Source organism: Lyngbya sp. PCC 8106 (assembly GCF_000169095.1).
In the GTDB taxonomy this organism is placed as follows: domain Bacteria; phylum Cyanobacteriota; class Cyanobacteriia; order Cyanobacteriales; family Microcoleaceae; genus Capilliphycus.
The window spans coordinates 1-26,539 of the sequence record NZ_AAVU01000042.1; the positions used below are offsets into that span (position 1 = coordinate 1).

17 protein-coding genes and 1 pseudogene are annotated in these 26,539 nt (G+C 42.3%); 11 read left to right on the top strand and 7 right to left on the bottom strand.

From position 1 onward, the window contains the following. Both L8106_RS22775 and L8106_RS22780 read right to left on the bottom strand, forming a co-directional pair. Positions 1–216 (bottom strand): annotated as a pseudogene (locus tag L8106_RS22775) (photosystem II chlorophyll-binding protein CP47); the annotation flags it as partial. A gap of 597 nt (positions 217–813) precedes the next feature. Next, the gene (locus L8106_RS22780; RefSeq protein WP_009786827.1) at positions 814–1,161 is read right to left on the bottom strand and encodes a hypothetical protein; all 348 of its coding nucleotides are present in this window, start codon (positions 1,159–1,161) and stop codon (positions 814–816) included. 219 nt (positions 1,162–1,380) lie between these two features. Between L8106_RS22780 and L8106_RS22785 the strand changes: the two genes are divergently transcribed. The 3 genes from L8106_RS22785 to L8106_RS22795 all read left to right on the top strand — a co-directional run bounded on the left by L8106_RS22785 (position 1,381) and on the right by L8106_RS22795 (position 5,046). Beyond that, positions 1,381–2,601, top strand: coding sequence for an RNA-guided endonuclease TnpB family protein (locus L8106_RS22785; protein WP_039897012.1), 1,221 nt, complete (start codon positions 1,381–1,383; stop codon positions 2,599–2,601). 166 nt (positions 2,602–2,767) lie between these two features. Next, a complete protein-coding gene (locus L8106_RS22790) occupies positions 2,768–3,919 on the top strand; it encodes an AI-2E family transporter (RefSeq protein ID WP_009786829.1) in 1,152 nt (383 codons plus the stop codon). Then, positions 3,919–5,046, top strand: a complete 1,128-nt coding sequence (locus L8106_RS22795) for a lipopolysaccharide assembly protein LapB (protein WP_009786830.1) — start codon at positions 3,919–3,921, stop codon at positions 5,044–5,046. Before L8106_RS22790 ends, L8106_RS22795 begins: the two co-directional genes overlap by 1 nt. 63 nt (positions 5,047–5,109) lie before the next feature. Here the strand turns inward: L8106_RS22795 and L8106_RS22800 are convergent, their stop codons facing one another. Next, positions 5,110–5,538 carry a hypothetical protein gene (locus tag L8106_RS22800; protein ID WP_009786831.1) on the bottom strand — a complete coding sequence of 143 codons (429 nt, stop codon included), beginning with the start codon at positions 5,536–5,538 and terminating at the stop codon, positions 5,110–5,112. A 277-nt stretch (positions 5,539–5,815) separates the two neighbouring features. Between L8106_RS22800 and L8106_RS22805 the strand changes: the two genes are divergently transcribed. The 3 genes from L8106_RS22805 (at position 5,816) to L8106_RS22815 (ending at position 8,268) form a co-directional block, all read left to right on the top strand. Beyond that, positions 5,816–6,514: a triacylglycerol lipase gene (locus L8106_RS22805; RefSeq protein WP_083798466.1), complete on the top strand. Its 699-nt coding sequence runs from the start codon at positions 5,816–5,818 to the stop codon at positions 6,512–6,514. 83 nt (positions 6,515–6,597) lie between these two features. Then, positions 6,598–7,410 carry a TIGR00297 family protein gene (locus tag L8106_RS22810; RefSeq protein ID WP_009786833.1) on the top strand — a complete coding sequence of 271 codons (813 nt, stop codon included), beginning with the start codon at positions 6,598–6,600 and terminating at the stop codon, positions 7,408–7,410. Positions 7,411–7,506: 96 nt separating this feature from the next. Beyond that, positions 7,507–8,268: a peptidylprolyl isomerase gene (locus L8106_RS22815; RefSeq protein WP_009786834.1), complete on the top strand. Its 762-nt coding sequence runs from the start codon at positions 7,507–7,509 to the stop codon at positions 8,266–8,268. Positions 8,269–8,348: 80 nt separating this feature from the next. Here L8106_RS22815 and hetR read toward each other — a convergent pair whose 3' ends face one another. The 3 genes from hetR to L8106_RS22830 form a co-directional block, all read right to left on the bottom strand. Then, on the bottom strand, positions 8,349–9,251 hold the full coding sequence (gene hetR, locus L8106_RS22820; protein WP_009786835.1) for a heterocyst differentiation master regulator HetR: 903 nt from the start codon (positions 9,249–9,251) through the stop codon (positions 8,349–8,351). Between the two features lie 435 nt (positions 9,252–9,686). Beyond that, positions 9,687–9,938 carry a heterocyst-inhibiting protein PatX gene (patX, locus tag L8106_RS22825; RefSeq protein WP_009786836.1) on the bottom strand — a complete coding sequence of 84 codons (252 nt, stop codon included), beginning with the start codon at positions 9,936–9,938 and terminating at the stop codon, positions 9,687–9,689. Between the two features lie 494 nt (positions 9,939–10,432). Next, positions 10,433–12,334 carry an FAD-dependent oxidoreductase gene (locus L8106_RS22830; protein WP_009786837.1) on the bottom strand — a complete coding sequence of 634 codons (1,902 nt, stop codon included), beginning with the start codon at positions 12,332–12,334 and terminating at the stop codon, positions 10,433–10,435. A gap of 214 nt (positions 12,335–12,548) precedes the next feature. Between L8106_RS22830 and L8106_RS22835 the strand changes: the two genes are divergently transcribed. Then, positions 12,549–14,066, top strand: coding sequence for an SLBB domain-containing protein (locus L8106_RS22835; RefSeq protein ID WP_198012990.1), 1,518 nt, complete (start codon positions 12,549–12,551; stop codon positions 14,064–14,066). Between the two features lie 306 nt (positions 14,067–14,372). Next, positions 14,373–16,649: a polysaccharide biosynthesis tyrosine autokinase gene (locus L8106_RS22840; RefSeq protein WP_009786839.1), complete on the top strand. Its 2,277-nt coding sequence runs from the start codon at positions 14,373–14,375 to the stop codon at positions 16,647–16,649. Positions 16,650–16,742: 93 nt separating this feature from the next. On the opposite strand, the gene L8106_RS22850 is transcribed toward L8106_RS22840, so the two are convergent. Beyond that, positions 16,743–21,785 carry a sacsin N-terminal ATP-binding-like domain-containing protein gene (locus L8106_RS22850; RefSeq protein WP_009786840.1) on the bottom strand — a complete coding sequence of 1,681 codons (5,043 nt, stop codon included), beginning with the start codon at positions 21,783–21,785 and terminating at the stop codon, positions 16,743–16,745. Positions 21,786–22,327: 542 nt separating this feature from the next. Between L8106_RS22850 and L8106_RS22855 the strand changes: the two genes are divergently transcribed. The 3 genes from L8106_RS22855 to xth all read left to right on the top strand — a co-directional run bounded on the left by L8106_RS22855 (position 22,328) and on the right by xth (position 26,416). Next, positions 22,328–23,692, top strand: a complete 1,365-nt coding sequence (locus tag L8106_RS22855) for an NAD-dependent succinate-semialdehyde dehydrogenase (protein ID WP_009786841.1) — start codon at positions 22,328–22,330, stop codon at positions 23,690–23,692. A gap of 186 nt (positions 23,693–23,878) precedes the next feature. Next, entirely contained in the window at positions 23,879–25,516 is a 1,638-nt protein-coding gene (locus L8106_RS22860) for an acetolactate synthase large subunit (RefSeq protein WP_039897005.1), read from the top strand. Between the two features lie 114 nt (positions 25,517–25,630). Further along, the gene (gene xth / locus L8106_RS22865; RefSeq protein WP_009786844.1) at positions 25,631–26,416 is read left to right on the top strand and encodes an exodeoxyribonuclease III; all 786 of its coding nucleotides are present in this window, start codon (positions 25,631–25,633) and stop codon (positions 26,414–26,416) included. Positions 26,417–26,539: the final 123 nt, after the last annotated feature.

Sequence of the window (26,539 nt, forward strand, 5' to 3'; positions counted from 1 at the left end):
GGTAACACCCAAGCGAGCCATGAACGGCATGACAAACATTCCCTGACGCCACATCGGATTTAAAACGGGGTCAGAGGGATCAAAAATTGCGAGTTCGTAGAGGGCCATTGAGCCAGCCCAACCTGCTACGAGAGCAGTGTGCATTAAATGTACAGAAATCAGCCGTCCTGGATCATTCAGAACTACTGTATGTACCCGATACCAGGGTAGTCCCATTGACTACGCTCCTCCTAGATTTGTAAGGTATACTTTTTTTAACTTTGCCATGAATACCCGGTTTCTTACCCTAAAGTTGACAATTTGTCAAGCCTTATATAAGTTAAGAGAGTTTGACGGGTGATCTGCATCTATGTAACTGACGTGAAGTACCTCATCCCAATACACAAAATGCACGGGGGAGGTTTCGTGTCTGAATCTGCTGTTGCCTTTTAGGTTATCGGTTATCCGTTCCAGGTGACAGTAAATACAATCGGCTAGGTATCTTCTGTCCGCCTGTTTCCGGTTTCCAACTCCCTAACTTAGTCTTACACAGCTTCTCTAGTTGATTGCTCAACTTTGCTCTCTTAAGCTAGAGAACCCACGCAGCAGTCCGCCTTCCGCAGACCGAAAAAAAATTCTCTGATTTTACGCCTCAAACCAGTTTGGACTTTTGGAACAGTGACTCGTTTGATTGCCTATTTTAAAGAAGTGTATCGATAGTTAGAACCAATTGCAAGTCTATTGACAAAACTCACCGACGAACCCTGTGTAAAAAGCTCACAAAAAACGACCCACTTCACTTGCTGATCTGGCTTTATCCCCGAGGCTTTCCGTTCAATATTCACCGTCTGGAGAGATCAAAGCCGTCTCGATTCTTTGACATTGAGCTGAAGCCTTACACAAACGATCCAACACTTGATCAGCCGTAATCAGCCGAGTCAGAATGACTTGACCAATACTCCGACCTGAGTGATGATGATCACTGAGATCAGATGGCTTAACTTCTAGCATCAAAACCCCATCTTCTACCCGATGCAACCACATTTTTTCATTCTTGTCACACAAACAGAGATTCAGTCTCTGGATTTCCGGTGGGCGACGGTGAGCTGCTTCATCCCACAGACCACCAACACCCCAAACACGACCCACAGTCCATCCATCCGTTAAAAAGAAATATTTCATGGACGTTCTGGCGCCAACTCATTCTAGAACTCAACTTTAAGATAGCGCGAAATTCAAGCGGCAATAGATTTGATAATAATAGTTTTGGATTTGGATCAATGTGGCGAAATCCTCCGTCAATCCAATCAATTTACCAAAAAAAGCGGGTCAAAAGCCCCGTCGTTCACGACAGATTATGTTTGTGCTACGATGGCTTATCGTCAGCGACGACGACAAATTATGCTCGTATATGAAATGAAGCTGCAAGGAACATATTGCCAGTACCGAAGCTTGGATGAAGCCATTCGGACAGGTCTATTTGTTCGCAACAGCGTCATCAGGGCATGGTTAGACGGTCAAGTTAAAAGTCGCAACGATACCTACAAGCACTGCAAACTGTTGTCAGACAACCCAGAGTTTCCTTGGGCATCAAGGTTAAACTCAATGGCACGACAAGCACACGCAGAAAGAGCTTGGGCATCAATTGAAAGGTTTTATCGGAATTGCAAGCAGAAAATACCAGGCTCCAAAGGATTTCCAAAGTTTAAAAAGTATCAAGTTAGAGCGTCTGTTGAATACAAAACATCGGGCGGTCAACTTTCGGAAGACAGACGTTATTTAACGTTCACAGACAAGTTTCAAACGGGTACGTTTAAGCTTTGGGGAAGCCGGAACCTACACTATTATCAGCTCAAACAAATCAAACGAGTTCGGGTAATTAGAAGACATGACGGGTATTATGCTCAATTTCTGATAGACCATGAACGAGAGGAGAAAAAAGAACTCACAGGAAAACAAACAGGACTAGATGTAGGTTTAAACTATTTCTACACAGATTGTTCTGGCAATCAAATAGACAATCCTCGGTTTTTGAGAAAAGATGAACGCAAGCTTAAAAAGCTACAACGTCGATTATCAAGAACTCACTCGGGCAGTCGAAATCGCCAAAAAGCCAGAAACAAACTAGGTAGAGCGCATCTCAAGGTTTCACGCAGACGTAACGATTGGGCTTGCAAACTAGCCCAACACGTCATCCGGTCTAACGACTTGGTAGCGGTTGAAAACCTACGGATTCGCAACATGGTTAAAAACCATCATCTAGCTAAATCAATTAGCGATGCAGCTTGGTACAGGTTTCGAGAATGGTTAGAATATATGGCGCGAGTTTATGGGGTTCCAGTTATTGCTGTTGAACCCGCGTATACTTCTCAAAACTGTTCAAATTGCGGTAAAAAGGTTGTAAAAACTCTTGCCACACGGACTCACAAATGCCCTCACTGTGGGTATATTGCTGACCGGGATGAAAATGCCGCCAAAAACATATTGAAATCCGCATTAAAACAGCTATCAAATACCGTCGGGCAGACGGAAGTTAACGCCTCCCGAGAGATTGATCTCTGCTTTGTTGGGGAAACTCAACCTAGTAAGTCAGCTCGTGGAAAGAGGAAGCCCAGACAGTGATGTTTGGAATCTCCGTTGTTTACGACGGAGAGGATGTCAACTAACCCCAATCTCAACTCAGCCAATATCACTCAATTTTCACAACTAGACGCGATAATGAGAAGATTATTATAAATAATATTATACTAGCCCTTCGGTCTATGCGGCTAACAGGAGACATCCCTCAATGAAACTCGCCGATTGGATTGGTTTTTTTTGTCTGATTCTGGCTCTGCTCATCCTGTGGCAATTTCGACAGATTGTGTTGCTCATTTTTACATCCGTCATTTTAGCAATCGCCCTGAACAGTTTAGTTCGATGGTTACAACGCTTTCGACTAAACCGCAATCTTGCCGTGATCATTGCCCTCAGTTTAGTAGTGTTGTTTGGAACACTCTTTTTCAGTCTGGTTATGCCCCCTTTTCTGACTCAATTTCAGCAATTAATTGAGTTGGCACCCCGAGGATTCAATCAATTTATTCGTTGGGTAGATAACCTATTAGAAAATCCTCCGATCTGGTTCCCCCAACAGTTGGAGTTTCGGGTTCCCACCATTCCTGAAATTGCTCAACAAGTGGGTCCTCTGGCTCAAAACGTCTTAGGTAACTTTTTTGCCTTCTTTTCCAACTCCCTCACCACTCTGCTCCAACTGCTGCTGGTGATTGTATTAACCCTAATGTTTCTCAGCAATCCCGTCGCCTATCGCACAGTCTTTGTCCGTTTATTTCCCTCCTTTTATAGACGACGAGCGGATGCAATTCTCTGCGGATGTGAAACAGTTTTATTGCAGTGGATGGCGGGAATCGTAATCAACTCTATTTTTATTGCAAGTCTCAGTGCAATTGGTTTACTCATTCTGGATATTCCCTTTGTCTTTGCTCATGCGTTGCTAGCCGGAGTTTTTAACTTTATCCCTAATATTGGGCCGGCTGCTAGTGTGGTTTTTCCCGTATCAGTTGCCCTTTTAGATACACCCTGGAAAGCGTTAACGGTCATTATTCTCTATATTGTCATTCAAAATTTAGAGAGCTACTGGTTTAGCCCGATGATTATGCAGAAGCAGGTGTCTCTACTGCCTGCCGCCACATTAACCGCTCAAATTTTCTTTGCTCGCTTTTTTGGTTTTTTAGGATTAATATTAGCCCTTCCTTTAGCAGTCGTTTCCAAAATTTGGATTGAAGAAGCCATAATGAAAGATATCCTCGATCAATGGCAAAGTCAGCGGGCAACATCTTTTATAAACACTTCCCCCGAACCTGTGAGTGAGTTTGAACCCAACTCTGAACCTTTCTCTAGTGATAGCCTTTCTCCTCTTGAAAATGAATCGGATTTTTCCTAATGAAAGAGATCGAACAAGTCGCCGCAGCTTTAGAAAATCAAGACTATCGCACTGCGGCTAAACTCCTAAAAAAACTGCAAAAAGAATCCCCCCAAAATCCTTGGGTGCAGTTGTATATTGGTCGTTGGTATGAAGCAACGGACAAGCTAAAATCAGCCGAAAAAATCTATCGACAATTGCTTCAGAATGCGACTCATCCTAAAATCATTGATCAAGCTCGAAAAGGTTTACAACGCCTCGAAGCTATCGAACAAAACCGACGACAAGCCGCGATTATCGCAGCCAAAACAGACCCCCGCAATACAGAAGCCGGAGTTTTAATTCTCGAACCGATTAATCCCGAACAAAAACAAGCCGCAGCCCAACATTTAGCTAAACTCTTGAAGACGGATACTTATACCGCTCGGATGCAATTACAGAGTCGAGGTTGGCGACTTTATCGCACAGGTGAAATGGCGGAGTTACAGGTTTATGGTCAAGAGATGCAAAATGCGGAAATTCCAGTCTTTTGGGTGAGTCTATCTGATCTTGAGAAAATTCATATATTTCGAGTTCTCTATTTTCAGTCAATCTCACCTCAACCTGTCGTTGTTTGTCAAAATGAGAATAATCAATTGGGGTCGCTGACGTTTAACTGGAGTGAGGTTACACAACGAGTAGAAGGTTTACTTCCCCTATTTATGGAAGCGATGGACTACGACCCCCGACGTCGCCGCACAGACCGATTTCGCCATAAAGAAATGACTCAGGACTATGCTCAAGTGTATGATTTACATCTGGGGGTTCGCCAGTCAATTCTGCGCTTTTGTGACCAAACTTATGACTTTCAGCAAGGAATTTCTTTACATCCGGCGACAACATCGGATGTTCTCGAAAAACGTTCTGATCTCGTAGAAAATACCACTCGTCTCAATTGGAATCGTCTACTGGAGCGATTTAATCACAGTTTAGCTAATGTTCGGCTCTGGTCTGATTTTACACCTTTTGCAGAAACGGCGATTGACTATACTCAACTTCTCAGCCGTTTAAACTCTCATGTTGATATTGATCGCAAATCTGAAACGCCTTGGGACCCTGCATTTCATCTCTATAGTGGTTTGGTTTTTCTCAAAACTCAATCGAAATAGCGGACAATATTTTAATCATTGTCATCCGCTACTTCCTCAATATTCAACTGTTAATCAACGTTACTAACGAGATCCAACTTGACGCGCCATATCCTTAAACATATTCATGCTGGGACCTGGACGACGACGGCTAGAGGAGACTGATTTCATTAAGTTATCCGGCGCAAAATTCATTCCTGCGGGAGTGCTTTGAAGACCATCATTAAAAGAAGGAAGTTCTTTCGGCTTCACAGAAATCGCCTCAACGGTTGCTTTAGCTTGTTCTTTAGCTTCCTGAGTTGCAGGCTTGGCTTTGGCTTTAGTGGTTTTTGTCTTTTTGCTGGTTTTTGCGGAGGGAGTAGGCTCCTCTTTTTCAACTTTCGCTTCTACAGGAGCCTGTTTAGATTCTTCTTTTTTAGCGGGTTCAGTGGGAGCTGATTGGGTTCCTTTGGAATCATCAAGCTCTAAAAAATAATCAGACTTTTTATTAAAACCCAAAATTTTACCTATCATTGCTTTCCCTCTATTTTTTTTAAAAGAAATATTTATACGTTAGATTAGAGGAAAACTGAAAGATTTGTCTATATTTATTTACAATAATTTACAATTATCAGGGTGATAGAGTACACTAATCAATAAACTAAGTAAAAATACGGATTGAATTATTGCAATTCTTGAATAGGACTCTCAGAATTGGAACAGCCGTCACTTGACAAACTGGACTATCACTGCTTAAACAACTCGGTAATATTCGTTTACAGTGTCGAATAAATTCATTTGTTGGGTTCCTATGAACAGCAGCCACCGTAATCCTGTTATCCTAATTCACGGTATATTTGATACCACGGCGATTTTCCGCACCATGTCAGTCTATCTCACTCAGCAAGGATGGGAAGTGCATTGCTTTAACCTGATACCCAATTATGGGTTTTTGGGAATAGACCGACTCGCCGCCCAAATTACAGACTATGTAGATCGAACCTTTCCGCCAGACCAACCCATAGATTTAGTCGGGTTCAGCATGGGAGGTTTGGTCAGTCGCTACTACGTCCAACGCTTGGGCGGAATTGAACGGGTACAACGTCTGATTACCATTTCCTCTCCCCATAACGGCACTTGGACCGCATACTTTTATGTTACACCCGGTACCCTACAAATGCGCCCTAACTCTAAATTTATACAAGATCTAAACCGAGATGTCGCCCAACTCAATGGGATTAACTTTACCTCTATCTGGACTCCTTTGGATGGGATGATTGTCCCGGCGAGTAGTTCTCAACTTCCGGTCGGTCAAGAGGTTATACTCAATGTGTTGCTTCACGCTTGGATGGTAAAAGATTATCGCTGTTTGAGTCAAGTCGCCGAAGCTTTATTGGCTCCGGTGAAAACATCCAAGCCGAACAATAATCAATATTTAGAAGTTCGCGACTTCAGGACTTCAGGAGTTAAGGACTTCAGGAGTTGGGAAAATCGGGAGTTGGAGGAATAGAGAAAAAACGGTTAACTCAAATCTCTGTTAACGGTTAACTGTAAAACGTGGTGAATAATTAAAGTTTAACTGCCTATTTTAAGATGTCAAATTTTAACCTAAATTGGAATGATTGGTTGTTGGGATCAAACCCTTGGATCATCGCGATCGCTTTGAATACCATTTTACTCAGTCTCGTGGCGATCGCCCCAAAAAAATTGCTGACGACGGCCGGAATCATTCATGCTGGAATATTAGGTGTATTAATTTGGGGCTGTTTAGGTTGGCAAGGTTATTTAGTAGTCGTATTTTACTTTATTGTTGGTTCTGGGGTGACTCGAATTGGCATGGCAGAAAAAGAAGCCGCCGGAATTGCTGAAAAACGCAGTGGTGCCCGAGGGCCAGAAAATGTTTGGGGTTCAGCGCTGACAGCGGCGTTGTGTGCGTTGGGAATTTTGCTAGTGCGGTTGCTGTCTGCTGAAAGTAGCATGACTAGCGAGATTATCTCTTTGTTGCTATTGGGTTATGTGGCGAGTTTTAGTACAAAGCTTTCGGATACCTGTGCTAGTGAAGTGGGAAAAGCCTATGGTCAACGCACCTTTTTGATTACGACGTTACAGCCTGTTGCCAAAGGGACAGAAGGAGCGGTCAGTTTAGAAGGAACCATTGCCGGGGTTGTCGCTTCGATTTTAATGGCTGTGGTGGGTTGGGGAACGGGTTTAATGGATGCTATCGGTATAGTTTGGTGTGTGTGTGCGGCTTTGATCGCGACGAATCTGGAAAGTGTGATTGGGGCAACTTTGCAGTCTGAGGTTCACTGGTTGACCAACGAAGTCGTGAATTTTATTAATACATTTATCGGTGCAATTGTGGCGATAGGACTGGCCCTGGTGTGGAATTATAGTCAAACATTGTGAATGACTGAAGCCTTGTTGAGACAGAGTTATTCAGGTTAGCATAGACTAGCTTGCTTGTTTTGTACAGTTGTTTTTTTGTTGAGGAAGTGACTCGGTATGGCTCAACCTTTTTTAACGGTTAATGATGAACCCATTACATTGGGACAGTCTTTAAGGTATTTGCAATCTTCGGGCAAGTTACAATCTTTTATCGGGGAAATGCTGCGCCAGTATGTTCTTGATAAAGAGCTAGCGGCGCAAGAAAACCTCAATATTAATTCCGCGTCTGTTGAACAAGCGGTGATTAATTTTCGACTCGAACGGAATCTCAGCGATCCCCAAGCCTTTCAGGAATGGCTGGAACGCAATCAAATGAGTTATGATTCTTTTCATCAACAAGTGGAAGCGGGATTTAAACGAGAGACACTGAAACTCTCGATTGTGCAACCGCAACTTGAAGCTTATTTTCAGGAACGAAAATCATTTTTAGATACGATTATTCTGTCTCGGATTGTTGTTGCTGATTACGAACTAGCAGAAACATTACATCGTCGTCTTCAAGAAGAAGAAGCTCGTTTTGAGCAACTTGCACGGGAATATTCTCTGACTCCTGAACGGAATGTTAATGGGATGATGGGAGCGGTGAGTTTGGGGTCTTTACCTGAAAATCTCAAGCCGATAATGACGGTCGCGACTCTCGGACAAATTGTTGGCCCTGTAGAGATTGAAGGGCGTTGGTGTATATTTCGCGTTGAGCAATTAATTGAAGCTTCGTTTGAGGATCCGAAATTGAAGCAAAAATTACAAAATGAATTGTTTGAACGCTGGATTAATGAAAAGCTGAAAAGCTTAACCGTCAAAATGCAAATTGCTGATTAAAAAGAGTGATGAGTGCCGATTGCTAATGGCTAACTTTTAAACAGAAATTAGCGATTAGCAATTAGCAGAACATTTACACTTTATTCGTCTTCTTTAGGGCCAAAAACAAACTGCAAAACCATCGGTTCTCCACCCGTTTGATGATAGCGATCTGCCCACTGTCTGAGGATTTCATCTAACTCCTCTAAAGCCTGATCAATTCGCTCAGGCGGAATATCGAGTTCTTCTAAAGCTCGCATAACTTTGGGTTGACGTTCCGCCCAGTCTCTCATTAAGCGGAAATATCGAGCCGTATCTTCGACCATGACATAGGTGCGCTCTTCTTGATCTTCTGGAGAATAGGATGCACGGGTGAGTGCATAAAAAGGCATTCCCCAAGGAGAATCAACTTTCGTTACCGTACCCGAATAAATCAAACGACGCTTAATATGTTCGGCTAAAGCTTCACTCAAAGCCATCCGCCGACTCGGATCTAAATCCTCTTGAGAGCGTCTATGAAGAAACTCAATTAACTCCATAAATTGAAAAGAGTTAATTAGTTGAGCATCCGGTAACAGTTTAGGAAGTTTGCTTTCGATCACGCGCTTTTCTTCTGGTGTCAGACTGTTACCCAGAATTCGCGGTTTTCCCGGTTGCCAGGAGTATTGTTCTAGCCAAACATAGGGAAACTGGATTAAGTAGCGAGGTTCTTGAGACCCCAACATTTTCAACAGTTTTCCTTCCGTTACCGCTTGTCGAACTTCCTCAACAATGACCTTAACGCGCTTCGGTTCAATATGATGCAGGTGTCCTGTCATTCGCAGGTTTTGATCCTGTTCCATATAGGTCATGTAGATGGCACATTTTGCTGCGGTAGCTGCCGCATCTAGAAAAGCCCCATGCCGATGCCCACTCGTCCGCATGGCACTAAAAGCCAAATATAACATGATCTGATCCATTGAGCTGGGGCTAAGAGTTTTGATCAGATCGGTATCTTTTCTCATGATTTTCCTTGAAATAGCCTATCTTGGAGGCATGGTATCATCCTCCGTTAACGGTCGCTTAGGTCTGAACTTGCTCAATCTTAACCTGAAGCAAGTCCCCTAATCACATCGCTCATACCAGTCCCTCGCCCCTGATGTAGATGAGGCATGGGTGCGATCGTGAAGTTTCATCCGAATCACGTACCATAGCACCCTCTGTTGTCAGTCAATTAGGACTGCTTTGCGTACATTATACCCTCAATAATGAATGAATTGTGTTAATTAGTTTCTATAATATAGACAAAAACCCTAAAAATGCAAAACTGCTAACATCCCAACAGAAAAAAGGTAGGATAAATAGCAGTCTGATCAATTGAATTCAGTTTAGGGTTGTTCAAGATAACATACTATGATGCTTTTGACTCTCTCTTTAAAATCAGCCGATCTTGAATGTATTTAACGACCACTCCCCCGACCAAAAAAAATGGAGTTATTTTCGGAGTTCACAGTTGGGTTCTCTACAAAGTTACGTCGTCCACTACCGCGAGAGGGATCAGAACCTTTGTTATTCTTTAAGTGTGCTGACATCATATATTTTTGGTTTTCTAATTCTAAAAAGGCTGTTGATTGATGATTGGCGGCTTGAACTTGACTCGTGATCCCCAAGAATAAAAGGCTAGTGAGGGCAAAAACTATTGTTAGTTTCATGGGAAATGTCCGTAATAAACCTGTCCATTTCTTGATACGAACCCAAGTTGATGAGATCAGGATAAGATTAAAAAATTTTCTACAAAAATTGATCTCGCGTTACAATGTAAACGGGTCTTTAAGTGTTTTTACGGAGACTTGACTGAACAATCAGGAAATTTTCTACAATTTAGATAGAGATTCTATTCTGTAATCGCGATCAACCCAAAACTCTATTCACGATGTAGGAGTCAGATTTTTATCTGTCACACTTCGCGCTCGTCTGTATTTGGAAATTTCGTTATATTCGGATGAGAATAGGTAGCAACAAAAATATTTGTGTGGAATGAAAATATTTTTATTCTGTTTTGATTCAGGGGTGGAACGCAGAGGATAACCTGAACTCTAGATCTGATAATCCTTAATCAGAGATACCTGTAAATTTCCGCGACTGTTCCCCCTCATCGGTGCAAATAATTGTTTGAATATTAACTCGATTTTTTGAGGGAATGAAATCAATTCAGATTCTCAATAACTTCGACAATAAACCAATGACCAGCATGATTTATTCGTCCTTTGACTGAAACTTGAGAACCATTAATACACTGTTTTAACTGTCGCTCAATCTCAGCATCGAGCGTTACTAATGTCCAGGTTTGAGCAGCTAGTTTTTGTGGAAAAGTCAGGGTTAAAGTATAGTTTTGTTCTTGAGTGCGATGAAAAACACCTTGAAAACAACTCCTGTATTCTTCCACTTCAGGCGTTGACAACTGGGGAGAACTTTTAGTGTTGAAATCAACTTGATTTGAGGATTGACTCTTGAGAGTCTGTAAAGACCAATGAGAATAAATTTGCTGGCATGAAAACTCTAAATCATAATAACCATGAGTCGGATACGCTTCTGGATATTGAAGATAATAACACTGCTTGTCTGCCCAATCCGGACGATCTGGGAGTAAATTAAACAGAGGAATGATAGCCGCAGGTGCAACCGGATCATGCAATAATTCTTGTTGTAGCCGATGAACCGATAATTCTCTCGGTTGACAACGATATGCAATACACAAAGCCGCCGCCATTCCTGCTGCTTGTCCGATGCCTAAAACCACAGGTTGCAAACGAGTCGCACCATTGGCAATATGAGACACGGAGATATTTTTTTCGCAGACCAATAACCCCTCCGTTTCGACAGGAATTAACGCCCGATAGGGAATTGTAAACGGTGTTCCCGTCCAGCGTCCCCCCCATCGCAAATATTTCAGTTTGACCGGGAAAATATCTTGAGTGTAATGATGATCATTGGGATAATTGCCAATGGCGATCGCATCACATTCGCCTGTTGTATAATTAATAGGGAGAGGAGCAACATTCCCTCCCGGCATCGGCAAAATATCTTGTTCCCGAATAGTCGTTAACCCTTGTAAGCGTCGGCTTTCCCGATAATATAAATGCAGGGCAAAAGATGTATCGAGAGAATGAGGAGACTGAATGTTATCAGTCAGTTGTGGAGACGGAAAGATTCCTGATGCCAAACCATAGCGGCGTCCGAGTTGCTTCTGAATAAAGCGGACAAAACTTTGAGTATGCCATCGGCTTTCTTGAAAAAATTCTTGCTGTTGGGCGGGAGATTGAATTAAGCGATTTAATCCTTCTCCGTAGTCATTCCCCCGACAAGGCCAATTAATCATCATTAGCCCACCCGGAAGCCGACCATAATTGAGAAATTGTTCGGGGCCATAACCTTCCCAAGCCCCCCCAAATTTTTCGGGGTTATCGATGGGAGGGGCGGGAATTTCAGGAGAAACGGCATTTTCCCCAAAATCCCGTAAAATCGCCACCCAAGTCGGGGCTTGTACCGGACAAGATTTTGTTAGAGAATTGGCAATAACAGGCGCACTGGGTTCTTCCCATTCGGTTTGCAATTCCCAACCCCAACGATAGGGAACTTCCGCCAGTGCCAATAAATCCCCAAGTTCAGTGGCATCTACAGTAATTTCAGCATTAACCGTGAACTCCGAAAATCGCACCCCGATAATTTTGTTGTCTCGTTTGAGGACTTCCTGCGGTTGATAGCCAGAAATCCAGTGCAAATTGGGTTGTTGTGATACCCAGTCGGCAAAAATTTCCGCCCCCACTTTGGGATTAAACGTAAAAAAGCTGACCCAACCCCAATCGAGTCCTTCAGGTTGTCGGCGTTTTAACTCTTGTAAAAATGCCCCCCACAACCCGGTTTGAAAGGCGAGTAATTCGTTGCCATCCGGTGCTGATACGCCGGCTGAGGTGAGCATTCCCCCCAACCAGGTGAATTCACTGATTAAAATAGTATTGGCACCTCGACGGGCCGCTTGTAGCGCAGCAGCAACACCACCTGTTCCCCCACCAACAACTAAAACATCGGCATTTAATTGGTCGGTCATGGTTGGTTTTGGGGTTTGGGGTAACGACAACAGATTAGCTTATCTTGATTAGCCGATTGAGGCTTTTTGGCAATGTGTTTGAGAGCAGCTTATATTGGAAACGTGGGGTAGCAACAACGTTTTAAAGCGAGCAGTCGAACATTCAATCGAGATGAAAACCTTGAGCTATTATCAACACCTGTTTAGAAAAACGAGTCTTTGTTCTGTCGCGCTGATGGGAATTTCTGTTCCCCTGATGATTGGAGGTTTGGGTATTCGGGGCGCAAAGGCTCAGTTTCTCCCCCCTAAACCGATTCCGGTTCCAACTCCTACTCTTAATTCAGAGCCAATTAATACTGCACCAACGCCTATTTCTGAGGGCTATATTCTGGGTGTGGGAGATCGCTTACAAATTGATATTTTTAATGTTCCTGAGTATAGCGGCCCCAACGGTCAACATCAAGTTTCGGTGGATGGTTCGCTGAATTTGCCTTTGGTGGGGAATGTTCCGGTGCAAGGGTTAACCACCGAACAAGCGACAGAAGCGATTAAACAACGTTACGCAGAATATCTGCAACGACCGATTATTTCACTGACCTTGCTTTCGGCCCGTCCGATGCAAATTGCGATTGCTGGAGAAGTTCAGAGTCCCGGTGCTTACACGTTCTCGGGTGTGGCTGGCGGTAATGCAATGCCTGGTGTCACACCCAGTTCCGGGGGTTTGCAACTGCCTCGGGTGACACAACTGTTGCAAATGGCCGGAGGAGTGACATCGCTTGCTGATATTCGCCAAGTCAAAATTCGTCGCAAACAGCCCGGTTCTGCGATTGAACAAATTATTAGTGTCGATTTGTGGGAACTGCTGCAAGCGGGAGATTTACGTCAGGATATTAGTTTGCGAGATGGAGACACGGTTTATATTCCGACGGTAACAGACATGAATCGTATCGAAGCCCGTCAGATGGCGGTGGCGAATTTTGCCAGTTCGACGTCTCAACCAATTAGTGTGGCGGTGGTCGGGGAGGTCAATCGTCCGGGAACTCATTCGTTGGCGACTTCCCAAAGTGTACCGTTACCTGACCCTGAAAATCCTCAACAATTGATGGAGTCTTCAAGTACGGAAGGGATGGGGGTGTTTACAGTCACGAGGGCGATTAAAACCGCAGGTGGAATTACGGCGATGGCGGATATTCGGAGTATTGAAGTTCGTCGCTTCAGTCGGACAGGAACTGAACAAGTGCTTTCGGTCGATTTGTGGTCGCTGTTGCAAGAGGGGGATTTGACTCAGGATATTGTCCTTCAACAAGGAGATACGATTGTGGTTCCGACAGCAACGGCATCAACTTTTAACCAGACGGACGATGTGGCAATGGCGAGTTTTTCTCCTGATACGGTTAAGATTAGTGTAGTGGGAGAAGTGATGAGGCCCGGACCTATTCAGGCAACACCGAATACTTCTCTGAATCAAGCGATTATGGCCGCCGGAGGGTTTAATCAGTCCAGAGCGAATCGAAAGACTGTTGAATTAATTCGGATTAACTCCAATGGAACGGTGACTCAAAAGATGATTACGGTTGATCTTTCTCAGGAGGTCAATGATCAGAATAATCCGATTTTGCGTCATAATGATGTTATTGTGATTGGACGTTCTGGCAGTGCTGCCTTTCAAGATGGGGTCGGTGGGGTATTAGGAAAGTTAGGCCCCTTTAATGGAGTTTTTGGAGTCCTGAGATTTGTCGGGATTTTAGATTAGAAGCTTTAATTTTGGGGGGTGTGAGGAGCGCACTTGTCCCGTTTTTGACTGTAAATTTCAGGTCGGTCGTTTTTTGGGATTATCCTGAGAAATGAGGTGATGTTTTTATGGAAAAGTTTTTGATAAAAAAAAATTCATTCTGAAGACTTGAAGCTGTATCTTTCTCAGGATATGATTGAAATAAAGCTTTAAACTGGCCGTCAAAAAATTAGCTTGGATTTTTATTTTTATCGATTTCAGTTTTGTTGGTCGTCCTTTTGGATAAACTTCGATTAAAACGTTTAGTCAACCACCTCTCAAATTACAATGAACACCGGAAAAAATAGTCAAGTCTCTGTCTTTCATCCTCAGAACAAAGCTCAAAATTTTGCCGCAGCTTACCCTTTAGAACAAGGTTCGTTTGGTTATCAACCTGAGTTTTATTCTCAATCTCATGCTCAACCCAAAAATCAATTCTGGAAAGGAATTTGGCGACGAGCAATTTTAATCTTAGGAATTACGGCGGCGACGACTTCTGGAACTTACCTCTGGACTAACCATCAAACCCCAGAGTATCGAGGTTCATTTCAACTGTTTATTCCCTCAAATTCTGACAGCGAAACTGGGGAAGCTTTATTTGAAGAATCAGAACCCGAACTTAGTTATGCGTCTCAAGTCAAGCTGCTACAAAGTCCAAAATTAATGTCGGGAATTATTGAACAAATTAAAACCCGATATCCCGAAATTAACTATAGTGCATTATTTAATCAGAAAACAGGTCAAACCGTATTAGAATCTGATAAATTGTCAATCACTCCCATTCCTGACACTCGTATTTTAGAAGTTAGTTATCGGGATACTGAACCCCAGAAAGTGCAGTTTATTCTTGAAAATATTGCGAAAAGCTATCTTGATTCTAGTCAAAAAGAAGAACGGTTTGACCCGAACCAAGAGCAATTGAAGCTGATTAACAATCAACTCAATCCCTTACAATCTCGGGTAGAAGCAGTTAAAAAAGAACTGCTCAACTTGCAAAACCAGTACACCTTTATTACTCCTGAGATTAAAACCAAACAACTCACCGAACAAATCAGCCAACTCGAAGTCGAAAAACTGGAAACGAGAGCGCAACTTGAGCAGCAAAAAGCCAGTTATTTAATCATGCAACAACAGCTAGGACTACAACCTGAACAGGCGATGTTAGCCTCAGCGTTGTCTCAATCTCCTCGCTATCAAGCATTGTTACAAAAACTGCTAGAACTAGAAACGAATATCGCCATAGAATCGGCTCGTTTTACCAGTAAAGCACCTCAAATTCAAGCCTTACTCGACCAACGTCAGAGAATTTTACCGTTATTAAGTGAAGAAGCTGAACGAGTTCTCGGACAAGATTTGTCGAGTATTGACCCCCAAATTTTGTCTTTTCAAGACTCGATTCGCATGGGTTTAACTCAACAATTGGTGACTACGGCAAACCAAATTTCAATGTTGGAAATTCGCACCCAAGTTTTGGATAAAGCTGCTCAACAATTAAATGAATCCGCTCAAGGTTTTCCAGCGGTCATGCGACGTTATTCTGATTTAGAACAAGAATTACAAGTCGCAACCAGCCGTTTAAATGATTTATCGCTCAGACGTCAAGAACTTCAGTTAAAAGTTGCCCCGCCGCCGCCTCCGGCTTGGGAATTGATTGCTGAACCTTCTATTCCTCGCAACCAACAGGGAGAACTGATTAGCGTTTATCCCATTGTGCCATTAAATTTGGCGCTGGGTGGACTGGCGGGTATCGTTTTGGGGGTTGCCGCCGCACAGTTAGTGGAACGTTTAGATAATGTTTTCCACAACACCAACGAAGTCACAGACCGAGTACCCTTTCCCTTGTTGGGTGTAATTCCGGCGAGTAATGAAGCGTTGATGCTTCCCGCCGCGACAATGCCTCGGGTAGCGGTTTCGACGACTCGAACCTATGAACCCAGTTGTACCCCGTTTCAAGAGGCGTTTCGTTCTCTGAGTGCGAATATTCGCTGCTTAAACCCAGAAAGTCCTGTTCGTTCTTGTGTGATTAGTTCCGCGACTCCCGCCGATGGCAAGTCAACCGTGGCGATGAACCTGGCAATGGGCGCCGCAGCGATGGGACAACGGGTGTTGTTAGTTGATGCAGATTTGCGTCAACCCAAAGTGCATCGGATGTTGCAACTCTCCAACGAAAAAGGGTTGAGTGATGTCTTAATTCAAAACCTAGAAATTCAAGATGTTGTTCAGCAAACTCTCAGCGATGAGAATTTGTTTGTCTTAACTGCGGGTCAACCGATAGCAGACCCCACCCGGTTGTTATCTTCGGCATCGATGCAGGCGTTGATGGGTCACTTAGCAGAGATTTTTGATTTAGTGATTTACGACACGGCGCCGCTGTTAGGGTTGGCGGATGCAAACTTGTTGGCACCTCATACAAACGGGTTAATGATGGTGGTTGGTGTTGGGAAGACAGACCGGGCGGCGGTTGATTTAGCGTTGCGAGAATTGCAAATGGCAGGTGTTCCCGTGTTAGGAATGGTTGCCAATGGAGATAAGCAAGAACGCAAATATTACGCGGCTTACTATTAAGTTCTAAAAACGGTTATTGGGACGGATAAACTCACCACAAAGGCACAAAGTCACCAAGATGTTTATTTCTTAGTGTCTCTGTGTCTTCGGGGTTTATTTGAGCTTTTTAACTGTGGGATAACTGCTGTTGGCAATTAAATTCCAGTTTAAAATCAGGTCATTAGAATCACCTGCAAGTTCAACTCCATGATTCAATTCTGCTTTTTGTAGAGTTTGCCAAACGTCACGAATTTGAATCATCTCAGCAGCAATATTCGGGTTGTCTGCGGAAAAACAAATAATCAGAAGTTCAGCCGTGGGGGTTTGTTTGAGGAATAACCATTCTTTTTCTTGCAGAGACATTGTTGATGTACTTGAATCAATGGTTTTAACAATGACTTGAATTTCGGGTAAATGGTCACTCTGACAAGACCAATCAAAAACGGTATTATTCCTTAGAGTAATATTATCATAACCCAGATTTTTATACAAGGTTTTGGCTAATTCTTTTGGGGAGGTTATTTCTAAATTGGCTGCTTCTGAGAATTCAGAAGTCGATAAACTGCAAATTCTCAATTCATCCAAAAGCGGGTGTATTTGAGTCGGTTCGGTATCAATTAAATTTGCCAGGGGAAGTAAGTTTTCCAAGCCAAACTCGCCGAAATGATGATTCAAGCTTTCTGTTAAATAAGATAGCATAATCTGGCGATTCGGATGACCGAGAATGTAAAAGGTATTTTGTTGGGAATCAAAATAATCTGTTCCCGGTACCGCTTCGGCAATTTGTAATTCATTGGGTAAAAATAAGTTAACGCTAATTTGACTTGCGGGTTGAACTTGAACTCGGGTTAAAAAGTTGCTATCGCAGATAAATTCTATATCCTGTTCGTGAATAAATAATCGTTTTAATCCTTCTAAAAATTGGGTATAATTGATGGTAAATTTCCATTGTTCACACCATTGTAAACTTTGGATATCGTTCGTTAGATGAACATTAACAGGTTGTTCACTCACATCTCGCAGTAATGAAAGACTACCGCTTCGTTTCGCTAATTTTGGGGAAACTTGAGGATGAAGAATTCGTTTAGGTTCAATATAGTCTTTTCGCCAAGGTGCATCCGGAATTAAAATTTCTGTGGCTTCACACAATGTATTCGCCGCAGTTAACAACAAAATATTATTAACGGATTTTTCCTCCAAATCAAGTTGTAACTCTAATCGCTTTAATACCTGAATAACACAGTTTAAATCTTCTAAATATAGAGGTTGATTCTTGTATTCTTCTACAATTTCTTCAATCAAATTGAGATCATCTTCTACCGTTGGAGATTGACGTTGACCTAAAAGTTGATAAACTTCTCCAATTTGATGAGAAAATGAGATTGTAATCCGACGTTTACCAAAAAATGAAACAGTTTCAGTAAACACATGAACGGGTTTCCAGAAGGTGTTAGTTGACTCATCCCACAAACAACAACACCATTCAAATCGTTCTCGAATTTTCTGGCGTTCTTCCTCTGTTGTTTGGCGGTTATCAACAAAATTATCGTAGAGATGCTGATAAATTGAACGCACAGACTTGAGAACAATTTCGGTTTGTTCGGCTGGGGGTTTGTCGAGATTTTCCCAAGTTTGAATAACCGCTTCAAAATGGTTGAGAACTTCTGCGGATGAAAGAGGAATAAATCCCAGTTTTTGCAGAAAATTTTGAGTCTGTATCTTTGAAACAGGAAAAATAGGCTTCTGACTCGCCACCAAACAAGCCTCATCAACCCAACCCACTTCATCGGCTTTGTACAGTCTATTTTCTGGAGAAATTGCAGCCGGATAATTTTGTATAAATTCTGGATTTCGTTCAACCGCTAACCAGGCTTTTTCTCGCAAGGCTTCCGCTAGAGTTTTACTTCCATTATTGACTCGAAAATCGAGAATATTGCCATTGTTCGCAATGTATGAGAATATTTCTAGTACAGCATCTCGAACTGCATCTCCTCCCAAACGGCTGGCGGTTTGGATAAGCTGTTCAATACAGGCGAATATATCCTCAGCATTGGGATTATTTTGCATTCCCAGTTGAGAGAAAAACTTCAGCCAATTTTCAAGTTTTTCCCCATAAAACTCAACATCAGGAAATACCGCTTGATTTCCTAAAATTGTTTTGACAATTTCCCGATCTGGATGGTAGATTAAACTAGGCGATCGCAATCGTCCATCGTTACACCGAACTAAACGCGCTTTTTTGATTTTATCTTGGAGTTGATAAAAGTCATTAGAATTTTCTTGAAACTCCAATTTAAGGCTATTTAGATTATCTCGAACCCAAGCCAAAGCAATCAACTGTTCTTCGTCGGAAAGGTAGGGATATTCTCGCAGCAAACAGTCTTGAATAAAGGTAATTTTATCCAAAACGGGAACTTTCAAAAGTTGGAAGAATGTCAGCCATTTTGTTTGAACGGTTCCCAACTTCAAAAGTTTAAGTTCGCCGCCAATTTCTGGGGGTTGATAGCCATTTTTGGGAAGATAAACGGGTTCGTCGGTTAAGTTGACAACCTCATCAGCGACGGTGAGGTAAAGGGGAAGTTGACGCAACTTTTCCAATCGTTCATCATTATATTTGTTGTCACCCGTCAGCCATTTTTTATCGGCTAAAAAGTCCAGCAATACTTCACAATGTTCGGGATGGTAGGGAGAAAGTCCCGGTTTATAATAAAGGTGAATAGTATCGACAACATCGGAACCTGTTACAAACCAAATCAGTTGATTATACTGTTTTTTTGCAAAATCTATAATGGCTTTTTCCAGCTTTGGCGGTGCGTTAACGATTTTTACGCCAAAATATTGTAAGGATTCTAAGGTTTGCTGACTGATATTTCCCGAAATTGAATTATCATAAATTAGCGGTGTTGTCACCGAACCCCCCCGATAAAGTTTTCCATCTGTTGCGGGAACGAGGGGAATTGTGTTCAGTTTTTCTTGAAGCTTATCAGCATCCCTCGAAGGGAGGTAGTTTGTAAAATACTGATAAACTTTCGTTAGCCATCCTTCGTTAGGAAGTTCAGTATTATCAGAATTCCAAGCTAAACCATCAGCATCTTGACTGTCTAAAATTAGAGTTAATTTACTCGCAACTTCTAAAGGAGTCATTTCCGAAACTCCTTCGTGTATTGCTGAGACTATTGTTGATAACTTCGGATGAAGGAACCATTCGGGATAACTTGCAAAAATTTCTCGAACTAAATTGATATAAGTATTATCAACTTTAATTCGAGCGTTGTCAACATAAACTGTTCCCGTTGAATTATATCCGAAAACTTCTAAGCTGTTATTCGCCAAAACCGCCAACGGTAAACCCCGTAAATCTCTATGATTATCACTCACACAATATCGGAGTAAATGATAAATCCAATCTAACCGTTTTAAACAAGGTTTGGGAGCATTTTTTAACTCAACAGTAAACCCAGCTTTTTCTATCAAATGCTGTCGCAATTCTGCGGGAGTAAACGGTTTTATTTGGGAATTTAAAGCTTCAAATGCTGTGAGAATCGCTTGGGGTAATTGGGGTTCGGTAATATCAATTTTCTCAACTCGTAGCGGTTCCAATAACTGTTTATACCAATCTCCCGTTAACGTTTTAATTGTATTTGGAGAAACCCAGCGAGTGCTTGAAATCACCTTAATATTGTCTTGGATTTCAAGTTCTGTATGTTCAACCGCAGAACGAACGACGGGTTTACAATAAAGAAGCTGAATGATAAACTGATTCAGATGTTCTAAAGCTTTGCTGGTTGTAATTTTTTTAATCGGCCAAAGTTGATAATATTCTTGAGGATTATACTGTCCTAAATCTTCAACCAAATCTGCAATTAAATTCGCACAAGCATGAGAAACAACATGACGAACTAATAACTGATTCCAAATCGCTCGCGGACGGTCTTTTCCGGTTTGTCCGAGGTCACTGCTGAGGTTATCTCGGGAACTATTTAAGTTAAAAAATCCGTTAATATGTATCGGAAACTCCGTCTCTAAAGGAAGCGGTAAAAAACAATAAACTCGCCCCCGAATGGGTTGTGCTTTTTCTCCCTGACAAGAGGTAGAAATACGAGCCGCAGCCCCCGCCCAAGGTAACACTTTCTCCCGACTTTCATACAGGGCTGTGATGACGTTTGCGAGTTCTTCACCCTCATCAATTCTAATTACTTGAGCAACTCGCCAAATTGATGTTATCGTATTTTTTAAGCTAACTGTCTCGATTTCGTGGCGATAGGAAATAGCGGCTAAAGATTCTTGATGGCGACAGTGTTCAATGAGGAGATTAAAATCATCGGGAATTGCATTAAGAATAGTTTGACGTGCTTCTTGAACTTCTTGATCATTTTTAGTTGTGATTCTTAAAATTTCCTCACGAGTTCCATCACTATCCGCCGGAATTTCATAAACATGAATTGACTGAACTGACTTCAGAAACAATAATAATTCTTCGCCGCACGCGACTAACTCCTCCAAAAGTTCTTTAACATTTGACTCCGTAAACGCTTGCTTGCGAATTTCACTTTCTTTCGCCTGTTCTTCGGTTCTTAGCGGTAAACGAAATAACGTTCCTTGAAAATCTTCGCTATTTTTTGCGAGTCCTCCCGCTTCGTAAACTTTTAGAAAATCGGGATAATTTTCCCACCATCCCGCAGCGAAAAAGTGCCATTCTCGCCCCGGTTCCTGTTTGGAAGTTCCCGGAATAGCATTTCCATGAGGGTCAAAAAAGATCAGGCGATTTCGAGAGATAAAACTTGGATAGTCGGTAACATGATAAACGGCGTTGAACCCAACCCCAAACCTTCCTGTTTTTTGTAAATCTTGTGCTTTTTCGCTCTGTCCCAAACTGCGAATACTGTTAAAATCTCGCTCGGTAAATGTGCTATTATTATAAACGAGCATAGCAGGCCCTAACAGTTTAACCATCCGTTCGTCGGGGAGGTTGGAAGCAGAATGAGTCCGCCAGTCAAGGGTAATTTCAACTTGGGTGGCTCTGGCATCATCTGCATTTTGAATCAGTTCTTTAATAATCCCAACGCCTTCAGGATAATCTCGAATAATTCCCCGTAAACGAGCAATTAAAGGTTCAAACTGATAAAAAGAGGTTCCGGTGATCAATTGATCATTCATGGCTATGCTATTTTTTCCTAAAGCATTCTCAATTTTTTAGTTCTTCTTTCTTGAAGCTACACTAAAAAGAAGCAAAGAACAATAGCAAAAACACTGAATTTTAAAACAACTTTTGTTGAAATATAAAGCGAAGTCAAGAGATTTTACGAATGTAGTTAGTCTATCAAATAATTAAGTTAATTCATCAGTCTGATTCACCCAAAAATCAGGTTTCAATCTTTAAAATCATAATTCTGGGTGATTTCAACCTGAGACTGACTGCGGGAAACATTACCGCCTCGCTGTCACAGATGACGCGACATCTAGATATTTCTCTCGCGGGGAAAAAAGATTCAGTATAAACTCGCATCATTGTCCCAAAAATTTAAACATTTTACAAAGAAGTATAAAAAGATCTAAAAAAATGTATCAATTTATGTAGACGAATCAGCCCTAGAGAGGTTAAATAATAGTTATGGGTAGTTCAGAGTTAGGATAAAGAAGGAGGGAACAGGTTTAGAAAACGACCCGAACTTTTATCTTAAAAAAAACTAAAATTTATTATGGGGATTGCTACAATAAATCCGGCAACCGGGGAATTGCTCAAAGCATTTGAACCGTTAACGGACTCTGAAATCGAAAACAGTCTCAGCCTCGCCCAGAAAGCCTTTGAACAGTATCGGCGTCTGCCCTACGAACAAAAAGCCAACTGGATGCAGAATGCAGCCAACATTCTCGAACAAGATGCCGAGAAATTCGCTAAATTGATGACGCTGGAAATGGGGAAAACCCTCAAATCAGCGATCGCCGAAGCGAAAAAATGTGCTGTTGTGTGTCGCTACTACGCGGAAAACGCGGCTCAATTTCTGGCCAACGTTCCGGCCGAAAGCGATGCCAGTCAAAGCTACGTTCGCTATGAACCATTAGGGATTATTTTAGCGGTGATGCCGTGGAATTTTCCATTTTGGCAAGTTTTTAGATTTGCAGCCCCCGCACTAATGGCGGGAAACGTCGGCTTGCTAAAACACGCTTCCAATGTCCCCCAATGTGCATTAGCGATCGCAGACATCTTTACTCAAGCCGGTTTTCCCGAAGGCGTTTTTCAAACCCTGTTGATCGGATCAGCTCAAGTCGCGCAAGTGATCAGTGATGATCGCGTCAAAGCAGGAACCCTCACCGGAAGTGAACCCGCAGGCATGAGTTTCGCCTCCCTAGCCGGAAAACACATTAAAAAAACTGTACTAGAATTGGGGGGTAGTGATCCGTTTGTCGTTCTCGAAAGTGCAGACTTAGAAGCGGCAGTCGAAACGGCAGTTACCGCTCGGTTGTTAAACAACGGTCAGTCCTGCATTGCCGCCAAACGGTTTATCTTAGCCTCCGCGATCGCCGATCAATTTGAACAGCGTTTGGTCGAAAAATTCCAAGCCTTAAAAATTGGTGATCCGATGGCAACCGATACCGATATCGGGCCGTTAGCGACACCTGACATTTTACAAGACATCGACAAACAGGTGAAAGCCTCTGTTGAACAAGGTGCAAAAGTGCTGATTGGCGGTCAACCCCTGGCACAACCCGGCAACTTTTATCCGCCCACCATCTTAAGCGATATCCCACCCGGAACTCCTCCCTACACCGAAGAATTTTTTGGCCCTGTAGCGTTGATGTTCCGTGTCTCCAGCCTGGATGAAGCGATAAAACTGGCAAACAGCACAGTCTTTGGTTTAGGTGCAAGCGCATGGACGACAGATGAAGCGGAGCGCGATCGCTTAATCTCCGAACTAGATGCGGGTGCTGTTTTTATTAACGGTTTAGTCAAGTCCGATCCTCGTTTACCCTTTGGCGGAATCAAACGCTCAGGCTACGGACGAGAGTTAAGTATTCAGGGTATGCACGAATTTGTCAACATTAAAACCGTTTGGATTAAGTAACACAAATTCGGAATTTAGGATTCAAAGCTAAAATAATTCAGGCAAAACTGAGCCATTGAGTCTAAGTTGATCCTGATTGCGATTAGTCATGAAGTCAACCGATTCATTCTCAGCTTTGAATCCATTTTCATTCCGATGGGCAATCAATTTCATCGAATTTCCTAATTTCCAATTTTTAGACCTGACATGAACACAGCAGAACTTCTGGTCAAATGCCTCGAAAATGAAGGAGTACAGTATGTCTTCGGACTACCCGGAGAAGAGAACATGGCTGTTCTCGAATCCTTAAAAAGCTCCTCTATTCAGTTTATTACCACCCGCCACGAACAAGGGGCCGCTTTTATGGCAGATGTCTATGGACGCCTGACCGGAAAAGCTGGAGTTTGTTTATCCACCCTGGGGCCAGGAGCAACTAACCTCATGACAGGTGTGGCGGATGCAAACCTCGATGGTGCGCCTCTGGTGGCGATTACCGGACAGGTGGGAACTGATCGAATGCACATTGAATCCCATCAATACTTAGATTTGGTGGCAATGTTTTCGCCTGTAACGAAGTGGAATTCTCAAATTGTTCGACCGAGTAACACCCCGGAAATTGTTCGGAAAGCCTTTAAACTTGCCCAAGCGGAAAAACCTGGTGCTGTTCATATTGACCTCCCCGAAAATATTGCGGGAATGGAAGCAATCGGACAACCCCTCCAACGAGATAAGCGTGAAAAAGTCTATTCTGCTTATCACAGTATGAATGAGGCAGCCGTTGCTCTGTCTAAGGCTAAAAATCCGATTATTTTAGTTGGAAATGGAGCGTTGCGAGCCAATGCCAGTGACGCTCTGACTGAGTTTGCCACCCAACTCAATATTCCAGTTGTTAATACTTTTATGGGGAAAGGTGCGATTCCCTACACTCATCCACTCTCATTGTGGACGACCGGATTACAAAAGCGCGATTATATTAGTTGTGCTTTTGAAAAGTCTGATTTGGTGATTGCGATCGGTTACGATTTGATTGAATATTCTCCGAAAAAGTGGAATCCAGAAGGCACAATTCCCATTATTCACATTAGTGCTACTCCATCTGAAGTCGATAGTAGTTACATTCCCATGGCGGAAATTGTCGGAGATATTTCAGACTCGCTCAATGAAATTTTACGCCGTTCAGATCGCACCGGAAAACCCGAACCTTATGGGCTAAAATTACGCTCATATATTCGTCGCGATTATGAACAATATGCCGATGATGATGGCTTTCCAATTAAACCCCAAAAACTGATTTATGATTTGCGTCAGGTGTTAGGGCCAGAGGATATTGTCATCTCGGATGTTGGCGCTCATAAAATGTGGATTGCTCGTCATTTTCATTGCGATCGCCCCAATACTTGTATCATTTCTAATGGGTTTGCAGCGATGGGAATTGCTATTCCCGGTGCAATGGCAGCGAAATTAGTTAATCCTCATTTAAAGGTGGTCGCCGCGACAGGTGATGGTGGGTTTATGATGAACTGCCAAGAGTTAGAAACAGCTTTACGGGTGGGAACTCCTTTTGTGACAATTGTTTTTAATGATGGCGGTTATGGGTTAATTGAATGGAAGCAAGAAGACCATTATGGTGATTCTTCCTTCATTAAATTTGGGAATCCTGATTTTGTCAAATTTGCCGAAAGTATGGGATTAAAAGGCTATCGGGTAAACTCAGCAACAGACTTAGTTCCGATCTTAAAAGAAGCACTGGCGCAAGATGTTCCGACTGTGATTGATTGTCCAGTTGACTATCGAGAAAATGCTCGATTTAGCCAACGGTCTGAAGGATTGTCTTGTCCGATTTAACACTCTGAGTTCAAACTGAGTAGAGCGTTTTGGTGAGAAGAAAATTAGATTTTTGACACAATGAACCGTTTTCTGTGACAATAGTTGAAATGACTCCCCGCTTAAACGAACTCGATGAAGATTGCGACTTGGAATGTTAACTCAATTCGTACCCGCAAAGAACAGGTGTTAGCTTGGTTGCAGGCTAACCCTGTTGATCTTTTGTGTTTACAAGAAACCAAAGTTATTGATCCAGATTTTCCGCGATCGCCTTTTGAAGATTTAGGGTATCATTTGTATGTTTCTGGACAAAAAGCTTATAATGGTGTCGCAATTTTTAGTCGTCAACCTTTGGAAGATGTTAGTCTGGGTTTTACCGCAATTTTAGCTCAAAATACCGTTCAAACTTTTGACGAACAAAAACGAGTCATCGCTGGAACAATTGATGGAATTAGAGTTATAAATTTGTATGTTCCTAACGGTGCCAGTGTCGGAAGTGAAAAGTATCTCTATAAACTCAGTTGGTTAAAACTCTTAAAAGAATATCTACAAAAAACCCTAGAAAAAAACCCAAATATTTGTGTTTGTGGAGACTTTAACATCGCCTTAGAAGATCGAGATATTCATAATCCCAAAGGTCGAGAAAATCATATCATGGCATCTGATGCTGAACGTCAAGCCTTAAAAGAGATTCTAGAATTAGGGTTAGCCGACGCCTTCCGCAAGTTTAACTCAGAAAGCGAACAATTTAGTTGGTGGGACTATCGCGCTGCCTCTTTTCCCCGCAATAAAGGATGGCGCATCGATCATCATTATTTAACTTCGTCTCTGTATGAAAAAGCCAAAAGTTGTATCATTGATAAAACGCCCAGAAAATTAGAAAAACCTAGCGATCATACTCCTGTTATTGTTGAGTTTTGAAATCTCTTTAGCCATTGTCTCTAATCTTTTCTTCGTGTTTTTGTGTCTTTGTAGTAATATGAAATCTGGTTATCGCTTCCCACTCAGACTCAAGTTGGACTGTAAGATAAGTTTTTATAATCA

Excerpts from the sequence above, each read along its gene's own strand:
- L8106_RS22780 (WP_009786827.1), bottom strand. The coding sequence starts at position 1,161 with ATGAAATATTTCTTTTTAACGGATGGATGGACTGTGGGTCGTGTTTGG.
- L8106_RS22785 (WP_039897012.1), top strand. The coding sequence starts at position 1,381 with ATGCTCGTATATGAAATGAAGCTGCAAGGAACATATTGCCAGTACCGA.
- L8106_RS22790 (WP_009786829.1), top strand. The coding sequence starts at position 2,768 with ATGAAACTCGCCGATTGGATTGGTTTTTTTTGTCTGATTCTGGCTCTG.
- L8106_RS22795 (WP_009786830.1), top strand. The coding sequence starts at position 3,919 with ATGAAAGAGATCGAACAAGTCGCCGCAGCTTTAGAAAATCAAGACTAT.
- L8106_RS22800 (WP_009786831.1), bottom strand. The coding sequence starts at position 5,538 with ATGATAGGTAAAATTTTGGGTTTTAATAAAAAGTCTGATTATTTTTTA.
- L8106_RS22805 (WP_083798466.1), top strand. The coding sequence starts at position 5,816 with ATGAACAGCAGCCACCGTAATCCTGTTATCCTAATTCACGGTATATTT.
- L8106_RS22810 (WP_009786833.1), top strand. The coding sequence starts at position 6,598 with ATGTCAAATTTTAACCTAAATTGGAATGATTGGTTGTTGGGATCAAAC.
- L8106_RS22815 (WP_009786834.1), top strand. The coding sequence starts at position 7,507 with ATGGCTCAACCTTTTTTAACGGTTAATGATGAACCCATTACATTGGGA.
- hetR (WP_009786835.1), bottom strand. The coding sequence starts at position 9,251 with ATGAGAAAAGATACCGATCTGATCAAAACTCTTAGCCCCAGCTCAATG.
- patX (WP_009786836.1), bottom strand. The coding sequence starts at position 9,938 with ATGAAACTAACAATAGTTTTTGCCCTCACTAGCCTTTTATTCTTGGGG.
- L8106_RS22830 (WP_009786837.1), bottom strand. The coding sequence starts at position 12,334 with ATGACCGACCAATTAAATGCCGATGTTTTAGTTGTTGGTGGGGGAACA.
- L8106_RS22835 (WP_198012990.1), top strand. The coding sequence starts at position 12,549 with ATGGGAATTTCTGTTCCCCTGATGATTGGAGGTTTGGGTATTCGGGGC.
- L8106_RS22840 (WP_009786839.1), top strand. The coding sequence starts at position 14,373 with ATGAACACCGGAAAAAATAGTCAAGTCTCTGTCTTTCATCCTCAGAAC.
- L8106_RS22850 (WP_009786840.1), bottom strand. The coding sequence starts at position 21,785 with ATGAATGATCAATTGATCACCGGAACCTCTTTTTATCAGTTTGAACCT.
- L8106_RS22855 (WP_009786841.1), top strand. The coding sequence starts at position 22,328 with ATGGGGATTGCTACAATAAATCCGGCAACCGGGGAATTGCTCAAAGCA.
- L8106_RS22860 (WP_039897005.1), top strand. The coding sequence starts at position 23,879 with ATGAACACAGCAGAACTTCTGGTCAAATGCCTCGAAAATGAAGGAGTA.
- xth (WP_009786844.1), top strand. The coding sequence starts at position 25,631 with ATGAAGATTGCGACTTGGAATGTTAACTCAATTCGTACCCGCAAAGAA.